Consider the following 17,966-nt stretch of genomic DNA (forward strand, 5'->3'; position numbering starts at 1 on the left):
GAAATTTGGCGATTTTATTTTAGAAGCAGACATCTACCATACCATTAGATATTATGAGTGCTGTCAAGAACTTTAAAGTGAATTATGAAACTTTGTATCGTTACCCCTAATGTCATTAAAGGAGATGGTCAAGGTCGGGCCAACTACGAGATTGTCTGGGAAGCTGTTCGTCGGGGTCATCACGTTACTTTATTGGCGAGTAAGGTAGATCCAGAGTTAGCGAACCATAGCCTCGTTGACTGGATTTCTCTTCAAGTTAACCAATACCCAACCTACCTTCTACGAGAAATAGTATTCGCTAGTCGAAGCACCGCTTGGTTGCAAAAACACCGACGACAGTTCGATCTAGTACAGGCTTACGGAGCGATCACCTGGGCAGCAGCAGACGTAAATACAGTACAGTTTGTCCATAGTGGTTGGATAAAGTCGCCAGTACATATTTCGCGAATACGTCGAGATTATTATGCTGCTTACCAATGGTTTTATACACTTTTCAACGCAGCTCTAGAAAAAAGAGCGTTTCGTCAGGCAAAAGTGGTAATTGCGGTATCTGAGAAAATTAAGAAAGAATTGCTAGACATTGGGGTCCCAGACAAGTCTATTCACGTAATTTTGAATGGGGTTGATCTACAGGAGTTTTTTCCAGGTGAGCCTTCAAGAAGCAAATTAGGTCTCCCTGAAGGGGTTCCCCTCGCTGTTTTCGTGGGCGATATCCGCTCAAACCGCAAGAACTTGGATACAGTTCTCTATGCTTTAACTAAAGTTCAGGATTTACACTTGGCAGTTGTGGGCAGTCTTGAAGGTAGCCCGTATCCAGAGCTAGCCCAAAAGCTGCAATTGGGTGGGAGAGTGCATTTTTTAGGCTTTCGCCGTGATGTAGCACAGATTATGCAGGCGGTAGATTTATTTGTGTTTCCTTCTCGTTATGAAGCTTGTACACTTGTATTGTTGGAAGCAATGGCTACAGGTCTACCAGTGATTACTGCTTCTACAGCGGGTGGTGCTGAGATAGTGACACCAGATTGCGGAGTAGTTTTGTCTGACTCGGAGGACACCAATGCTTTAGCAGAGGCACTCAGTAAACTAATTAGCAATCACGACCAGAGGAAGAGAATGGGTGAGGCTGCTCGCCATGTAGCACAACAGCATAGTTGGGCTAGTAAGGCAGCAAGCTACGTCAACTTATTTGAATCTATAACAAATAAATAATGAAGATTACTGTTTTCATACCGACCTACCGTCGCCCACAAGATTTAGCTCGTTGTCTTTTAGCGCTCAAGCAGCAAACTCGAACAGCGGATCAAGTCATAGTGGTGGTGCGCGACAGCGACACTGAAACTTGGACGATGCTCAAAGACTTCGATACAGATCCTTTGCCTCTCGATACCGTTAGTGTCAGTGTCCCTGGGGTAGTAGCAGCCATGAATGCCGGTTTAGATGCCGCATTGGGGGATATAATCGCAACTACTGATGACGATGCCGCGCCGCATCCCTATTGGTTGGAGCGTATGGAGGCACATTTTCTCTCAGATAGCCGCGTTGGTGGTGTAGGTGGCCGCGACTGGCAGTACGTCGGGGACCAACTCAAGGAATTGGGTGAGTACGAAATTGTAGGTCGCCTACAGTGGTTTGGACGAATGATTGGCAACCATCATCTTGGTGTGGGAGGACCTCGGGAGGTAGATGTACTCAAGGGTGTGAATATGGGTTATCGACGAAGCGCAATCTCTAATATGCGCTTTGATGAGCGCCTGCTGGGTACAGGTGCTCAGGTGCACTTTGAATTGGCATTTACCTTGGCATTGAAGCGCAAAGGCTGGAAAATCATCTACGATCCCCTAGTGGCCGTGGATCATTATCCAGCCCAGCGTTTTGATGAAGACCAGCGAGACAATTTTAACGACATCGCCGTCAGTAATATGGTGCATAATGAAACCCTTGCCTTGTTGGAACACTTCCCACCTGTACAACGGGCTGTATTTTTCCTCTGGGCTATCTTCGTTGGCACTAGAGATGCCTTCGGTTTGTTACAGTTTTTACGATTCCTGCCCAAAGAAGGGGCCATTGCAGGGCGAAAGTGGCTTGCCTCTATGGGTGGGCGTTGGCAAGGTTGGCAGACTTGGCAACGATCTCTTGGGGAGCTTAAACCTTTGGCTCCCTCCAGTCAACGAGATCTAGGGCTGGGATGAGTCGCGACTGTTCGCTGACAATCTTAGAAAAAACGCATCTGCCTATTTATAGAATTACCGGCACATTCCACGCATTTTCTCTGGAGAAGAGGGCACGAGTATTAGCTCGTTCCGCACTACCGCAACGCTTGCCATCACACAAACTAGGAGTAATTGTACTTGGAGAATTGAGCAAAAAAGCTTGCCCTCTTCTCTATTTGAGGTCAGTTTTTGCAAAAAAAATTATAGAGGGAATTAACAGATGAGTCAACAAGTTTTTTGGGACAACATATATGCTCAACATAGTAATATCAATTTTAGGCAAGAAGATGATGAAGTTTTGTTAGCAGCAATGAGCCATTTTGGAGATGTCACAGGAGCAAAACTTTTAGATCTGGGTTGTGGAGATGGTGACACTTCTTTATATTTTGCCTCTAAAGGCGCAAACGTAGTGGCTGTTGATATTAGCCAAGTAGCAGTGGATAATCTTACAGCATTTTGTCGCCAGAACAATATCCCGAATCTGACTGCTATTCAAGCTTCAGCATTTGATATTGCCAAAATAGACAAATTCGATTTTGTATTTGGTAATATGATCTTGCATCATTTGGAGCCATTCGCCGAATTTTCCGATATTTTGAGAGCATCAATATTACCTGGAGGAAAAGCCTTTTTCCATGAAAATAGTGCTTTTAGTGATATTCTGATTTGGTTTCGGAATAACTTGGTGGGTAAATTCGGTATTCCTAAGTATGGTGATGATGAAGAGTTTCCTTTAATGCCCAAAGAAGTCCAAATTCTGGAGAAAAATTTCTCGGTAAAAGTAGAGCACCCCGAATTAGTTTTCTTTGGTCTGGCATCAGTGTATCTGCTCAAAGGGCATTTTCATAAACAACTACAAGGTTTAGATAATTATTTGTTTCAATTTCCTTCGTTTCGCAAGTATTCATACCGACAATTTTTACTGCTGTCTTAACTGGATAAGCTTACCGAAGCTAAGGTCTAGATTAAGGTCTAAATTGAATCCCTCCCCGACTATAGCGGTGGAGGGATTCTGGTAAAAATCTTACAATTTCGCTTGTGAAACCTTTGGCACCACAAAAGAGGAAACTGCATTAATCAAGTTTTGGGCGTAACGTTGAGTTGAGAAATCAAGAGCACGTTGTCGCGCTGCAGCTGCGAGATTATTGGCAAATTGTTGATCATCAAGATAACGCAAAATTGCATTTGCGAGGGCATCCGCATCGCCATAAGGTGTTAGCAATCCGTTAACACCTTCAGTAATGATTTCAGTTGGTCCTCCTGCATTACCAGCAATAACTGGTTTACCCAGTGCCATCGCTTCGATAATGACAATGCCAAACGGTTCTTTATCAGAGGCATGAACGAATACATCCATTGCCTGCACCCAGTCAGGGACATTGCTTTGTAAACCAGTTCTGATAACTCGCTCATCCAGACCCATACTAGCAATTTTCTCGTTTAAAAAGCCTTCATAATCGGCTTCATGACTATGCTTACCTCCGACTATAAGACAATGAGCATCGGGGTACTTCTGCAAAATCTTGGGCATTGCTTCCACAAGAACGTGCATTCCCTTCCATCGCTGTAATCGACCAACAATACCAATTAAAGGTCCGTTTAATGGTAAGCCGAGCTTCTGACGCATATCAGCAGGAGAAGGCAAAATAGAGGGATCGAAGCGATCTAGTGCCACACCTGGATAAACTAGCAGCGTTGGTCTATAAGGCCAAATTTTGGACTGTGCTTCTTTACCATCTTTTGAGAGTGTTACAACAGCACGGGCTGATATTAAAGTAGCAAGCCTTACCACCAAAGGTTTGTCAGAAGGCACTTCTAGCTGATACCACACAGAAGGTAACTTTGTCAGCATTGCTGCAAGACCTCCATATATATGGGTAATGGACATCCAGTTAACGATGACATCTACACTCTCTCGTCGAGCGATAGATGCTATTCTAAAAACAGTGAGGATCAAACGATGGATTTCCCGCAGACGACCGCTTTTAACAACTCGCGCGTCGATCCCTAGTCCTCTTACCTGTTCGACCATCGGACCATCTTCCAAAAATATCACTATCCAGTGAATACTTGGATCGCGCCCCTGCTGCAGCAAATCCCAAAGCATCATTTCACCACCGCCTCGTTTTTCAGCCAGGGGCATAACAAGAAGAATTTTCATTGAATTAACCTCTTTATATATTTCTTTTGCTTTAATTTTCAGAAGGTATATGATATTGATACACCCTATTCCTTGATCATTCCCGACCATTATGTTGATAGTATTTATGTGCTGCCATGGTTATACCAAAAAATCCCCAAAGAATAAGGCCTGATATACTCAGCATGGCGCTACCCATAATCATTTGAGGAAGACAACTTATAGCAATAGCACGCGCAGCGCTGGCAAAACTATCAAAACGAGCTTCACTATATTGGCTCACCATAACCGTTAACAAAATTAAGGCCCCTAAGTAGGGTATCGCTCCAAACCAGCCAAGAGTGAAAAACGTATCTAAAACACCACTGTCGATAACTATGACTTGGAGATCGCCCTTCTCATCAATAACCCATGTACTTCCGAGCCCTTTACCTAGCCCTTGAGAAAGGGCTAGCTCGAGGTCTCGTTGGTATATTGCGGATCTACCCTGAAAACTGTTATCTTGTTCCAGATTAGAAAAAGTTTGCAAACGATTTGAAATTGACTTGGAGATTGGCTCGTAAGTTGTCAATGGTACAACACACAATGCCATTACCAAAATTATGAGTATGAGGCGCATTTGAATGCGTGGCTTGACCGATCCGAAAATCATCACTAATCCCAATGCCCATCCTCCCCAGTTGGTACGTGCTTGGGTAAGCAGGAATGACAAGTAACCCACTGCGGAAGCAGGAAAGGTTAAAGGACCAGAGAGTGTGAATAATAACAGTAGACCAGCTTGCATCATACCTGCAAACGGACCAATTGAGTGCATTGTACTCCATACCCGCATCCCAAAAGGTACGGGATTTCCAGAACTTGTAAACTGTTTTGATTGTATAAGCCAGTAACGATCCCACTCAGGAGCAACTACAAATTGAAAAATACCATATGCTCCAGTAATTAAAACACCCCACAGGAAAGTGCGTCTTATATTCTGGCGATAGCTAGGATAATCTCGCCAGCTCATAAATAAATGAAACCCAAATATGACGGGAGTTGACCAGTCTAGAAGTGCACGGGCTGCGGTCATTGGTTGGTTTCTAATCAGTCCCACAAGTAAGGCATAGAAGACACTTGCGATCCCCATAAGAAAGGGTAACCCACCCGTACGATAAGCATTGGGAATATTTCTGATTAAGGTTCCGATGCTGACCAGTGTAACCAAATAAGGTGCTACTATCATTTGGCGAGTTGGATCCCATCCAACTCGATAGTCAACTAAGCGGGTGATTAATGGTGTGAGAAACCATATCCACCAGTTAAAGCCCAAGTAAAGGATGGGATGTCGTAGGTAGAGAAATATAGCTACAAGGAAAGCTGTTACTGGGAAGATTAGACGTAAGGTAGAACCAGAAAAATAGCTTGCTATAGATAACAAGACAAAACCTATGATGACTATCCAACCCTGTGCTGAACGCTTTTCTGGAAAGTACTTTTCATTTAAAAAACTATTGAAATGTATTTGTTTAGAATTCACAATAATATTTCCACAGTTAAAAAGCAGCTAATACTTACCCTTTTACATATCGATATCTCTCACAACCACGAACACCTAAAAGGGTGATTTAGTTTGTGCTTGAAGTACCGACAGGCAACGTGACAGATCTTGAAGGCAGTGGTAAGTCGGTATAAGAACCGTATTCCCCATTCTTGCTTAGTTCCTGGAATAAATCCACACAGTTTTGTGCCATAGTTCCCCAACTATGTTGCTTTTGCGCTATCAAAAACTTAGGCAAACTTAGGTTTACAATAAGCCGCACCTTCAAGCGCACGCCCAGGTACTTGAGCTAGGGATTCTCACCCTAGAGCGTTAAGACACCTGTTCTTAACTTGCAAGCGACCGGAGTCTTGCTTTTTACCGATCGCGCAAGCTGCTTTACCCATGCTATCTATGGGGTTCCTACACCTGTTCGTTCCTGACTTCTCGACATCTACTTTGATGGAAAGTACTCTAGCGTTACGTAGGATGAGACTAGGCGAAACGTATGCATTGCTTTGGGAAGACCTTTTATTCCTTCTACTTTTAGAGTTCGAGCTGTTGTATGTGCTGATGCGATCGGCAAGTAGAGCAAGGCTTTTAATTTATTTTTTTCTGTAGAAAAATACCGCTTAAATGTAACATAAATTCTTGAGGCTTCATGGTATGGTTTATAGAAGTCTCGATTAATTAGGGAAGGTAAGTGAAGGTTCACAGCCTCGGAGCAAAGTTTGATTCTGTAACCGGCTTTAACTGCTCTGGTTGTAAAATCAACTTCGTCACAACCGTAGACTAATTTTTCATCAAACAATACTTTTTGGAAAACAGAAGCAGGAAAAACTGCGCTATTAATAACGACAGTTTTTAAAGGTTCACCTTCTTTATAAGTAATCCGTTGAAACCCTAAAAAGTCTTGGTCATTGGGGAACATTAAATATCCATGATCCAATTGTGGACCAGTGATAATAAGATTACTAATATCCTCACCATGCTTCGTGTAGGTTTCTAAGTTAGTAAAAATTGTCTCCAGAAATTTCTCCCCTAAGACAACATCATCATCAATAAACAGAACGTGAGAACCAGTGACAGCTTTTAATGCATTATTTCTATTTGCTCCTAAACCTAGTCTTGGACCAGGCAGATATTTAATATTAGGATAGGAGGAGTTGATTAAATTTTCTGTATCAGTGTTGGTACTGTCATCTGATACAATAGTTTCAAATATGGGGTAAGTTGATTTTTCTAGAGAATCTAAGGCTTTTTTGAGATTTTCTGGTCTATTTCTTGTACAAATACAGACCGATACATTAAATTTTTCAAGCATAGGTTTTCCAATAAATTTTATATTTTTAAAATCGACTGGCTAGTGATGGTGGAGAAAATGAAAGCGCAAGTGCTGCAACTGCTCGGAAACTGAAATTTTGTTTTAAAGAACGCCAAAAATAAGAACGGGCTTGTTCCATTTGTTCAGTCCGCATAAATGCAACTCCTATAGTTGTGTTCAAGAATGCCCACCTTTGTTGAAAGTATGGTTTAAATTCTTGAAGTTTTTCGTCGTTCATGAATTGTTCATAACAAAAAGCATCAGCCTTGGCTTTGCCCATTTTTATGTGAACATCTCGACGACTACCACTGAGCATTGTTTCTGTTTGTTCGTGTTGGCGATAACGAGTTAATTTTTCTGGATAATAATAAGCTCCTAAACCAGAACGACAGCAGAGGTAAGTTAAGTAAACATCCCATGAACCTCCGACGTCGGTGGGAATGCTATCCCAATCAACAACTTCTCGACGAATTAAAGTGGACATTGCTGTTGGTACGGATTTATCAACCAAACCTAACTTATAAAAAGGTTGATAAATTCCCTCTTTAAGAGTTGCTCGCTTATAACCACGTGAACATTTTTCAGTTTCAAATTGATCGATTTCGCTATTCGCATTCATTACGTAATGATCTGAGAAAGCAACAGCGAGATTGGAATTGGCTTCTAGGATTGGGACAAGCTTTGACAGAAATTCTGGCTCCCACATATCATCGTCCAGCAGACAAGCAACGTATTTTCCTTTAGCCATTTTAAAGACTTTTAAGGTATTGCCAATCATGCCTAAGTTGCTTTCGTTGCGGGAGAAACGAATCCGCTTATCGTTGAAAGATTCAATAAGTCCTTGAATATCTTGGGGACTGCAATTGTCTGAAACAACAATTTCAATATTTTGATAGGTTTGTCCAATAGCGCTTGAGAGAGCTTCTTTTAAATATTCTGGACGGTTATAGGTGGGAGTGAGAACACTAACTAAGGGTTGTTGGGAGTTATGATCTAATGTCATAGCGCGATTATTTTGTTTTACTGACTCAGTCAATGCTAAGCTGCATGACCAGATTCGTACTGCATTTTGTGGTATTTCCAGAGCTTTCCACGTTGCTCTAATAGTTGTTGGTAATTACCCTGTTCTACGATACGTCCCTGATCTAGTACTACAACTTTATCTGCTTGGGCAATTGTGGAGAGGCGGTGAGCGATCGCAATCACTGTTCTACCTACAGCCAGTTTATCTAATGATTCTTGGATTAAGCGCTCAGTTACAGAATCGAGTGCACTGGTTGCTTCGTCTAAAATTAAAATTTCTGGATTACGCAGCAAGGCGCGCGCGATCGCAATCCTCTGTCTTTGTCCTCCAGATAAGTTAACGCCTCTATCCCCTAACTGTGTATCAAACCCTTCAGGCATTGCTTCTATAAATTCGAGCGCATTTGCTAGCTTCGCCACCTCTCGAATTTGATCTGGGGTTGCTCTTGGAGTTCCGTAAGCAATATTATTCCAAACAGAAGTATTGAAAATAAAAGTATCCTGACTAACCACAGCCATTTTAGTACGCAAGGTATTGATGTTAAACTGCCGTACATCAACCCCATCAATCAACACTTGTCCTTCTGTTACATCACGAAATCGGGGGAGCAAGTCAACGAGGGTGCTTTTACCAGAACCTGATTCTCCCACCAAGGCTGTCATCTTTCCTCGCTCAATGGTGAGGTTAATGTTATGCAATACAACCTTGTCAGGTTGGTAGGCAAAATCTACAGATAGAAATTCTATTGCTCTTTGCAAACCCCGAAACTCTATTTTGCCGTTTTCCATGTACGACTTATTGTCTGTTCTCAACAGATCCTTAATGTTTTCTGTTGAACCTTGAAGGGTGTTGAGGTAGGCGATCGTACCGTTGAAATCTTGGACAATTGGCACGAGGCGAAACAGGACAAAGAAAAATGTTAGCAAAGAAGCGACTTGAAGCGTTCCATTTTGCACAAAGATAGTAAACGCCAAAATGATCATCGAGATCAAAACTGTAGAGGATACCCCTTCAGTTATTGGTCTAATCAATGCCCAAGCCGATATAACTCTTTTGGTAGTCTTTACGACATCATCACTGTCCTTATAATAACGCTGGCGTTCAAATTCTTGGGTGCAAAATGCATGAACAGTACGAATACCGTTAATAAACTCTACAGCTGTTGAGGTAAACTGACCGTTAGCAGTCGAAGTACTGAAGCTTCTTTCTCTGACTTTTGCATTCAGGGTTTTTAATCCCACCGCTAACAGTGAAGCTAGTAGTATTGAAAGCAATGTTAGTTGCCATGAAAGCAGAAACATTGATATCAGGTAGACAATCAATGTCAACGATCTAGACACCAAAAAGGCGGCTGCCCCAAATCCCTGTTTTATTCTCTCGATTTCTGTCGTGATTGTATTGATAATTTCACCAGCACGAGTTTTAGCATAGAAACTCAGTGGTAGTGCTTGTAGTTGTTCAAAAATTTGCTTACGTAAGCGATCTGTTAAATGTATTTGTGCAAACTCAGTGTTGGTTTGCGCAAAGTAGTTGAATGCTGCACGTACCCAAGTACTTAATAAAATTAAAATAGAGACTCGGTATAGGCGACTTATTACTGATGTCTTAGTTCCTAAAATCCAAATATCAAACCATTCAACACCTGTGTGCACTGGTGGAGAATTTGGAGTTGTTAAATTTTGTAAAAATGAAAGTAAAAAACCAATACTAACGCCTTCAAAGGTTGCGGCTAAGAAGGAAAATACTAAAGCAAAAATAGTAATTTTGCGAAAATATTGAAATTCCCGTAATATTAAACGGTTATCTTGCCAGAATTTAGTAGTTTTGAGCAGATTGCCGAATGAGTTGGGATGCATTGATTGATATTTTGCAACAATTGTTGACAGAATTCTGAAATTGAATTATTTATTAGCCTTAAAAACATGATCAGGTATTAGCGCGGCAAAAGAAAGCATCAATTACCGCACACTCACACAAAGACCAAATTTTCAGTAGGTTAACAATAACTTTACTAGATTTACCATCGCCGAGATCATTTTTTGCGATCGCTCTTAGCGCCCATAATATTTTTCAGATAGGTGTTCTAATCGCAAACCTCCTTCAAAATATTTAATAAACAAAGTTAAGCGATCACAAAGTTTGGCCATCTAGATGCAATACGTTGGTTTCTGGCTCGACTTCCCATGAGCTGAGCATTCCTGGTTTTTGATTAAGCTGTCGCTGCTGTTCATGACTCAGGCGTACAGCTTCTGTCAAACTTATGCTACGGAATCCAGTCAAACTCATTTCACCAGACAGCACATTCAATAACATCGGTAGATTGTCCAATCCATACCTACGGATCCAAAGCCCTAATGATGAAGTATTTTGCTCATCATCCTGAATTAAAGATTCTTTGGCTACCGTAGTTGTACTAAACTTGATCACCCTAAATAGTTTACCGCGTTTTCCAATGTGCCACTCACGAGTAAACACGGAACCAGGAGATTGACGCTGGAGCATAAGACCCAATCCGAACATTATTGGACTTAATACTACTAGAAATACCAAGCCAAGACTCCAATTAATTGCCTTCTTCACCCATAATGACAGTGATCCACCTGATGTTGGGGGCTTATGTGCGGGGGGTATATTGAGAAATATTGGCTTTTTAGCTTGCAGGCAAGCATTTGCCCATAGCAAGATCTTTGCTTCACCTAATTTTGGATCTATGCGGACCAAATTTATACGAGAATGTTCCAAACACTTTGTCAAAGACTCCTCTGTATCGAGTGCAGCAAGATATGGCTGTTGCTCATTTCTAGGAGACTTAACCAACAGCTGACCACACCGCCACTGAAGTGTGCAGTATGGAGCGTGATTATCTTGAGCTTCCTGTGCTGAAGTATAGTAGCTAGTATTAGATTTAGATGCTGGGATTAAGGAGGTTGTCATAAGTATTTCAACTCATAAATTTTAGTAAACGCCGAGGAACCTATATCAAAGGCATACAACGCCGACGAGTTTGATTCCGCATTTATCTCTAGAATTGTCAAGAAAACTTAAAGTGCGTTCGGGGAACGGGAACAAGCAGCTTTACAACCCTTTACAGGATATAACATATTCTGTAGATCCACTTTACTGTGAGATACCGATAACTAAAACACTAGTTTTGATATCAATCAAGACAATTAAAATCTATGCTGCTATTTTTCGAAAGGGTTATATTATCTAGGATATAGTAGCCTGTCAGTAGGAATATTGATTAGGTAAATTCTTTATTTACTCTTTAAATATTCACTCTGTTTTTACGAAGATTATTAAGTTCCGATGAATTATCTCAGTAATATAACTATCCTGCTAGGATTGCCCTGATAACTGAGACTTATAATAGCATAACTACCGAGTATATTTCTCAGACAAAAAAGGTCAATTATCAAGATTATTTTAATTACTTAAAGCGATCCCTTTACACTTCTGCCCAAGCCTGAATGAAAAATTTAAAAAGTAAAAAGAACTCGTGTAAATAATTAGATGGTCTTTTTTTGCGCTATAGTGTTCGCAAAAAGCCTTCTTTGTATTATCTAGGAAATAGGGAAAGAAATATTTTATCCCCCCTTTGAAAGTAGTAAATAAAGAAGCTGTATAGTAGCGTAGGTTGGTCTACCAACGCCCTGAATCACCAACGTACTAAAAATTTACCATATACTGCGATACAAAGATTTAATCTTGAATTTTTGTAAATAAAGTAGTTAAACAACGTCGATTGAGGGTATGTAAAAATCAAAGTTTTTTCTTTTTCCATACCCAGAGAAAATTAATTATTTTTTTCCAAAAAACTCAATTTAAAGAAGTAGTTTGAGCCTGACTCTGGTGCGGATAATACCATTTCACAAAAATACTGAGACAAATACGTAGTGTAGGGGCGTAGCCTATACTCTATTTGTTGTTTTGTTTTAGAGAATTGGTATGACTTTACCCAAAAATTAATATAGCAATCCTATTTGAGTTCCAAACAAAGCTGAAAAAGTAGAGGTGTTTGGTTCTTGAGTTAGGATTGCTATATCAGTTGATTGACTAATGTAAAACCCTGTGGAAACCCACTAAGTTTATTGAATTATTTTTCCATTGCCTGCTGCAGTGCAAATCGATGTTGTCTGGTGTAAGGAACATAAGTACTATTAGAGTTTGAAACTCCATTAGCAACAACCCCGATGAGGTTTAACTTACTCAGCATAGTGGTAGTTTGGGCTAACTGAGTTCGAGTCACCTTACCAATGCTTGCCACGAGTACCACACTGCGACAATAAGATCCTGTAAGTACAGCATCGACCATACCCAGAACTGGAGGCGCATCTATAAGAACCAAATCATAGTGATTCTCAAATGCTGAGATCAACTGTTGCATACGTGGGGAACTCAACAAATTAGCGGGATCAGCAGGCTCTGGGCCAGCCGTCAAAATATCGATGTAAGATGAGCCTAATGATTGAATCCCAATCTTGTGAGGAAGCATGCTATCACTTCCTAGTAAAGTTGAAAGTCCTTGTTCGTTAGGAAGGTTCAGGTGTTTGTGCAGGCTGGGATCGCGTAAGTTAGCATCAATCAAGAGTACTTTTTTATGTAATCGCGCAGCACTCATTGCCAAACCTAAAGACAAAGATGACTTACTATCATCTGGTAACGCTGAAGTGATCATCAAAGATTTCAGCGTGCTAACAGTATTGAACAGTTCAATATTTTTATAGATTAGATCCAATGATTCCCAACGTGGTGGTGATTGGAGCACTTGAATTGTCCAAGGACCAGAAACTTCTGCCTTACCAACAGGCAACTGAACCATTGATTCTTTAGGTCTAGCAGGTGGTAGCTTGGGAGTTGTGCCTAATAGTGGTAAAGGAATTTGCTTTTCTAACTCGGCAGTGGAATGAACTGAGTCATCAGATGCTTCACGAGCAAAAGCCGCAATACCTCCCAACATTAACCCAACGACTCCACCCAGCAACAAGTTCTGCTTGAGATCAGGACCAACAAACGCTCCTAGTTGAGGTTCTTCTACAACTTGCCAATCATATCCTCCCTTGGCAATTTCCTGTCTCAACTCCTGCTCTGCTTTCAAAAGCTGCTGTAACCTTTCTCGACCAAGTTGGATCTGTGGTTGTAAGCGACCGAAATCGGCTAGCAAATTTGGGAAGCGCTTGAGTTGTGTACTCAAATCTTGTTCTTTTTTAGCAAGAACTTTGTCACGAGCACTTAAAGAAACTATATTTGTTTGTGTTTCAACAAGCTGATTGGCTAAGTTGAGATCAATCTGACTTTTTTGTCCTTGCTCTAACAAAGCTCCTTGGTTTCCTTCAGGTATTCCTCCTAAAGTCCGTTTCTGCTCTTGCTGCAATAATTCCTTCTGGCTTTTGAGTTGTTCGATAAGCTTTTGCACTTCAGGAGTGCTGTCTGTAAAAAGCAAACGTTTTTGTGCTAAGCTTAGCTCTGTCTTTTGGATTTCATTGAGTAATCCTTGATATCGTGTAGACTGACTAAGACGGGCTTCAACAAGAGCATTTTGTGGAGTACTTTGCAGCTGCTTTTGTAAAGTACTGTAACGAGCCACAGCTTCTTCGTATTGAGAACGAGTAGAACGGCGCTCCTGTTGTATATTGCTTAAAGCTCCCTCGATATTTTTAGCTTCGGATTCTGGATCAATGAGATTTTGCGAGGAGCGGAACCTTTGTAATTTTGTTTCAGCTTTAGTAACCTCATCGCCTACTTTGTTTAACTGTTCGGCGATCACTTTAAGTCCCTTTGTCAAACGCTCTTCTTGCTGCTTCTTGTTGTAATCTATATAAACTTGGCGGACAACTTCTAAAACTTCCTGCGTCTTATTTGGATCTTTATCAGAGTAGTCTACTTTAAATATTTTTGTAGGGACAGTATCCTCTTTTCCCTTGACTTGAGTTAACAGTAGAGAGCGTTTAAGACCATCTACTGTCATATCAGGATACTGGGGCTTGAGTTGAGAAACTGCTTTTTGAAGAAGTTTAGAACTCTGCATCACATTAAGCTGAGTTGCCGCGTCTATCTGAATACTAGGATCCGCAAACTCACTTTCTGGATTTTTTCCTTCTTTTTTACCTTGATAGTTAGGTTCTATCAGAAGTTGCATTGAGCTTTTATAGGTTGGCGGAGTCCTTTTAGTGATTAAACCCCCAATGGCGATACAAACTATAAATACTGTTAAAAACCAAGGAAATCTACGTATCAGAACTGTAAAGATTTGTCCATAACCAGCTTCTTCTTCAACAACTGGATTTACATGAGGACTCAAACTACTTTGTACCACGATTACTATCCTTCAGTTAATAAATAAATAAAATGAATAATTAATGTACGCCACAAGCTTGGCCAATAACTTGCTCAACTTTACTAAAGAAGGCTTCTTCTGAAAAATTTTGAATTGCATGATCGCGGATGTTGTGATAATCCCAGTTGATTTGTTTGGCTTCTAGTAGTGCAGCAAGCAATGACTCAGGTGTTTGCCTCTTAAAAAAGACTCCTGTTTTACCAGGTATCTGAGTATCTAGCACCCCTCCTGCTCCATAGGATATCACTGGTGTGCCACTAGCATTAGCCTCGACTGGAACTAACCCATAATCTTCCAAAGCTGCAACGATGATAGACTTGGCTTGGGAAAATAACAGAGTACGTTCTACATCAGTTACATGTCCTAAAAACTCGATATTGCCCAATGCTTTGGACTTTAACCGTTCTCCCTCTGGCCCATCCCCTGATATAAGTAGCCTCCACCCTAGCCAGTTAAAAGCTTCAACTATTATATCAAGACGCTTATAACTGATCATACGTGCTGAGGCAAGATAGTAATCATCTTTTTGATCAGAAAAAATAAACTTAGTCGTATCAATCGGATAATTAATAACAATTGCTTCTTTTTTATAAATTTTTTTAATCCGATGCGCGACAACGCTAGAATTAGCAATGTAAAGGTCAGGTTCCTGTGCGTAGTTCAGGTCTACCTTCCTCATGACTTGGAATACTTGTTCAATTAAGGGAGCAAAATACCGATAGTCCCCGTATTCACGCAAATAGGTTTCGGTATCCCAGAGGAAACGTGTGATATTGTGACAAAAGCAAATGTGGCGTGCCTGTGGACTTTTTCGTACTGCTTTAGCAAAGCTAGTGCTACTGCTAATAATTAAGTCATAATCTTGTAAGTCCAAAGCCCGAAAAGCGGGAAAATACAACGGAGCCATCAACCTGAAATATTTGATCGCACCTGGTATCTTTTGTAAGAAAGTTGTGTTGACTAACCGCTCGCCAAGATCAATGCTTTGCTCGGGATCGTACAGTGAAGTAAAAACATCTGCTTCAGGGTAGCGCTTACAGAGCAATTCAAATACCCGTTCTGCGCCTCCTCGCTGGGTTAGATAATCATGCACCAAAGCAATTTTCATGAATTTCCTTTAAAGAAAAAATAATTTTTAGATAAAGTAGGTTTATTAATCAGTTATTAGCAGGTTTTGCACCTAGCATTTAGCCTTGCATAATATAATTATGTTTTAAACGATAAAAGGTATCAACATTTCTTTTTTATCAAAAAGTTTATAACCAAGTATTTTTTAAAGTATCGCCAAATGAAACATTTATAGTAGTATAAAGGAAGTGATGATCAAATGTAAGCGCAAATTGCCTAAAACCTACACCGTACTACTTGGAGTTGGTGTAGGAGCCTCTTGATAACAGCAAGATGCTGCTCGCAATCAGATGTTATCTAACTGCTGCAAGAGTTTTTTCTTGGGCAAAGTAGGCGTTTTGTTCAGCGCGTAGTTTGTCGCAAAGTCTGCCCTCAGGCAATTCCACATCATCATAGGTGAGGACTTCATCCTTAGACATGTCTCGCTTCAATCGACATCCTTCGGCTAAACCCATTGGTAAGAGGTTTTGCTTTTGGACAATATCAGAATTCTCACATTGACCGTAAGTCATGTAGTAACCAATACCATCTAATGTCTCTCCCGCTTTCAAGTCGATCTTGGCAGTTGTGACAACATCAACTAAAGGACCACCCAAGGGACTTAAAACATGATCTTGGAAGAGGACGGCACGCGCTACAGACATTGGAACTTCAAAGTGACAAAGGTGATAAGGTGTATAAAAGCTGTAGAGAGGACCTTCACCTAACTTATACAAATTCAGGTAGTGGCGTTGCTTGGGATCTTCGTGAGTTGCAAATACAAATACACCGGGACCTGGTTTTGCTCCAACAACGTAGTCAACAATCCCACCCCATTTTTTAAGTTCTTCAACATCATACATGTTGGTCATCTCGTCAACATGCCCGCTGAAGTTGTATCCTAACATTCCTCGTTTGGCAACTTTCATACCAGTAGCATTAGCTACAATCGCTTGTTCAAAGGAAATTTTAGAGCCATCGGCAAAGCTAGTTACCATATGAGCCTTTTGACCCCAACGTTTCGCAAATCCTTCCTGTGTTGTGGGATTGCGGTAAGGATCTTGTAAGCCTTTAATATTACCACAAAGTAAAGGCTTTAAACCAATGCCTTTGACAAAGCGGTAAAGGTTCATTTGTACTCCTGGCTGATCTCCATCACAAGCAGTCAGGATAACGCCAGCTTTGTCGGCGTAGACTTTTAGGATAGAACCAACAGTGCCGTCGAGTTCAGCATTCATCATAATCACGTGTTTGTGATTAGCGATCGCTTCCATCACGACATGAGCACCAAACTCTACCGCACCAGTGACTTCAATTACAGCATCAATACCTTGAGCTTGGCATATCAACATGGGATCTTCCGTCACTGCATAAGCGCCGCAAGCTATCGCACTCTCCAAATCCTTTACAGTTGAAACCTCTGTAACATCCTCAATTCCAGCTTCAGAATAAGCCTGCTTTGCGGCTGCAATATGGCGATTGGATATAGCAACTAACTCCATTCCCGGAACAGAGTTAGTAATTTGATTAGCGATTCCTCGCCCCATAAAACCCGCACCAATCATTGCCACTTTAACAGGGTTACCTGCTTCAGCCCGAGCTTGTAAAGCGCGATCTACAATAATCATCAACTTAAACTCTCCAATAGTTTGTGTCTGGTTACTTACTGGCTATTTAGCTTATTAGTGCAAACCGGTCTGTTTTTGTAGACAGAAGGATAAACAAGCCCTAAGCTATTTGTTATAATTTCTTTTAGATTTGGACTGGTAGCATTAACCCATCCAAAACTTTGAATATTGCTTGTTTTGTAAATTTCTTTGTAGAAAGCTTGCTCAAACGACTTGTCATGACTTAGTGAGGCACAAGCTTTCTTCTAATATTCTGTGCTCAATTATACGTACCAGTTGGTTGTGTTCCACCAACCGTCATCATTCTCATTAAAGGCCAATTCAGGTCTTTTTCGGATATTTCAGTGACTTCTATTGGCCATTTGATATTGAAAAATGGGTCGTCATAGCGTAAACCCTTTTCATAACCTGGTGTATAAAATTCACCTACCTGATAGACAATCTCAGTTTCGTCAGTGAGTGCTTGATATCCGTGAGCAAACATTTCTGGAACATACAAGGCGCGACGGTTTTCTGCGCTTAATTCTACGCCAATATGAGAGAGAAATGTCGGCGACTCAGGACGCATATCAATAATCACGTCGAAAATAGCGCCTCTGGTACAGCGAATTAACTTTGTTTCTGCCGCCGGAGGAGTTTGATAATGCATTCCTCGCAGCGTTCCTTTTTTGTAATTA

At 40.9% G+C, this 17,966-nt stretch carries 13 protein-coding genes; 3 read left to right on the top strand and 10 right to left on the bottom strand.

The annotated features are described in order from the left end of the window. The first annotated feature begins 84 nt into the window (after nt 1–84). The 3 genes from G4P69_RS21865 (at nt 85) to G4P69_RS21875 (ending at nt 3,144) form a co-directional block, all read left to right on the top strand. A complete protein-coding gene (locus G4P69_RS21865; RefSeq protein WP_208340568.1) occupies nt 85–1,209 on the top strand; it encodes a glycosyltransferase family 4 protein in 1,125 nt (374 codons plus the stop codon). Then, a complete protein-coding gene (locus tag G4P69_RS21870) occupies nt 1,209–2,189 on the top strand; it encodes a glycosyltransferase family 2 protein (RefSeq protein ID WP_208340569.1) in 981 nt (326 codons plus the stop codon). Before G4P69_RS21865 ends, G4P69_RS21870 begins: the two co-directional genes overlap by 1 nt. 241 nt (nt 2,190–2,430) lie before the next feature. Further along, entirely contained in the window at nt 2,431–3,144 is a 714-nt protein-coding gene (locus tag G4P69_RS21875; RefSeq protein ID WP_208340570.1) for a class I SAM-dependent methyltransferase, read from the top strand. Nucleotides 3,145–3,234: 90 nt separating this feature from the next. On the opposite strand, the gene G4P69_RS21880 is transcribed toward G4P69_RS21875, so the two are convergent. The 10 genes from G4P69_RS21880 to G4P69_RS21925 form a co-directional block, all read right to left on the bottom strand. Next, entirely contained in the window at nt 3,235–4,371 is a 1,137-nt protein-coding gene (locus G4P69_RS21880; RefSeq protein ID WP_208340571.1) for a glycosyltransferase family 4 protein, read from the bottom strand. A 76-nt stretch (nt 4,372–4,447) separates the two neighbouring features. Beyond that, complete coding sequence (locus tag G4P69_RS21885) at nt 4,448–5,869, bottom strand: O-antigen ligase family protein (protein WP_208340572.1); 1,422 nt, start codon at nt 5,867–5,869, stop codon at nt 4,448–4,450. A gap of 454 nt (nt 5,870–6,323) precedes the next feature. Further along, complete coding sequence (locus tag G4P69_RS21890) at nt 6,324–7,193, bottom strand: glycosyltransferase family 2 protein (RefSeq protein WP_208340573.1); 870 nt, start codon at nt 7,191–7,193, stop codon at nt 6,324–6,326. 25 nt (nt 7,194–7,218) lie between these two features. Beyond that, nucleotides 7,219–8,196: a glycosyltransferase family 2 protein gene (locus G4P69_RS21895; RefSeq protein WP_208340595.1), complete on the bottom strand. Its 978-nt coding sequence runs from the start codon at nt 8,194–8,196 to the stop codon at nt 7,219–7,221. 35 nt (nt 8,197–8,231) lie between these two features. Beyond that, nucleotides 8,232–10,073 (bottom strand): heterocyst formation ABC transporter subunit HepA, encoded by a 1,842-nt coding sequence (gene hepA, locus G4P69_RS21900; RefSeq protein ID WP_208340574.1) that lies wholly within the window; start codon nt 10,071–10,073, stop codon nt 8,232–8,234. Between the two features lie 274 nt (nt 10,074–10,347). Then, nucleotides 10,348–11,151 carry a heterocyst development glycosyltransferase HepC gene (hepC, locus tag G4P69_RS21905; RefSeq protein WP_208340575.1) on the bottom strand — a complete coding sequence of 268 codons (804 nt, stop codon included), beginning with the start codon at nt 11,149–11,151 and terminating at the stop codon, nt 10,348–10,350. 1,162 nt (nt 11,152–12,313) lie between these two features. Continuing rightward, nucleotides 12,314–14,533: a GumC family protein gene (locus G4P69_RS21910; RefSeq protein ID WP_208340576.1), complete on the bottom strand. Its 2,220-nt coding sequence runs from the start codon at nt 14,531–14,533 to the stop codon at nt 12,314–12,316. Nucleotides 14,534–14,573: 40 nt separating this feature from the next. Next, nucleotides 14,574–15,662, bottom strand: coding sequence for a glycosyltransferase (locus G4P69_RS21915; protein ID WP_208340577.1), 1,089 nt, complete (start codon nt 15,660–15,662; stop codon nt 14,574–14,576). Nucleotides 15,663–15,975: 313 nt separating this feature from the next. Continuing rightward, nucleotides 15,976–17,289 (bottom strand): NAD(P)H-dependent oxidoreductase, encoded by a 1,314-nt coding sequence (locus G4P69_RS21920; RefSeq protein ID WP_208340596.1) that lies wholly within the window; start codon nt 17,287–17,289, stop codon nt 15,976–15,978. Between the two features lie 259 nt (nt 17,290–17,548). After that, nucleotides 17,549–17,966 (bottom strand): dTDP-4-dehydrorhamnose 3,5-epimerase family protein (locus G4P69_RS21925; protein ID WP_208351121.1); only part of this gene is annotated, 418 nt, incomplete at its 5' end.

The organism is Aetokthonos hydrillicola CCALA 1050, assembly GCF_017591665.1.
Lineage (GTDB): Bacteria > Cyanobacteriota > Cyanobacteriia > Cyanobacteriales > Nostocaceae > Aetokthonos > Aetokthonos hydrillicola.

Excerpts from the sequence above, each read along its gene's own strand:
- G4P69_RS21865 (WP_208340568.1), top strand. The coding sequence starts at position 85 with ATGAAACTTTGTATCGTTACCCCTAATGTCATTAAAGGAGATGGTCAA.
- G4P69_RS21870 (WP_208340569.1), top strand. The coding sequence starts at position 1,209 with ATGAAGATTACTGTTTTCATACCGACCTACCGTCGCCCACAAGATTTA.
- G4P69_RS21875 (WP_208340570.1), top strand. The coding sequence starts at position 2,431 with ATGAGTCAACAAGTTTTTTGGGACAACATATATGCTCAACATAGTAAT.
- G4P69_RS21880 (WP_208340571.1), bottom strand. The coding sequence starts at position 4,371 with ATGAAAATTCTTCTTGTTATGCCCCTGGCTGAAAAACGAGGCGGTGGT.
- G4P69_RS21890 (WP_208340573.1), bottom strand. The coding sequence starts at position 7,193 with ATGCTTGAAAAATTTAATGTATCGGTCTGTATTTGTACAAGAAATAGA.
- G4P69_RS21895 (WP_208340595.1), bottom strand. The coding sequence starts at position 8,196 with ATGACATTAGATCATAACTCCCAACAACCCTTAGTTAGTGTTCTCACT.
- hepA (WP_208340574.1), bottom strand. The coding sequence starts at position 10,073 with ATGCATCCCAACTCATTCGGCAATCTGCTCAAAACTACTAAATTCTGG.
- hepC (WP_208340575.1), bottom strand. The coding sequence starts at position 11,151 with ATGACAACCTCCTTAATCCCAGCATCTAAATCTAATACTAGCTACTAT.
- G4P69_RS21915 (WP_208340577.1), bottom strand. The coding sequence starts at position 15,662 with ATGAAAATTGCTTTGGTGCATGATTATCTAACCCAGCGAGGAGGCGCA.
- G4P69_RS21920 (WP_208340596.1), bottom strand. The coding sequence starts at position 17,289 with ATGATTATTGTAGATCGCGCTTTACAAGCTCGGGCTGAAGCAGGTAAC.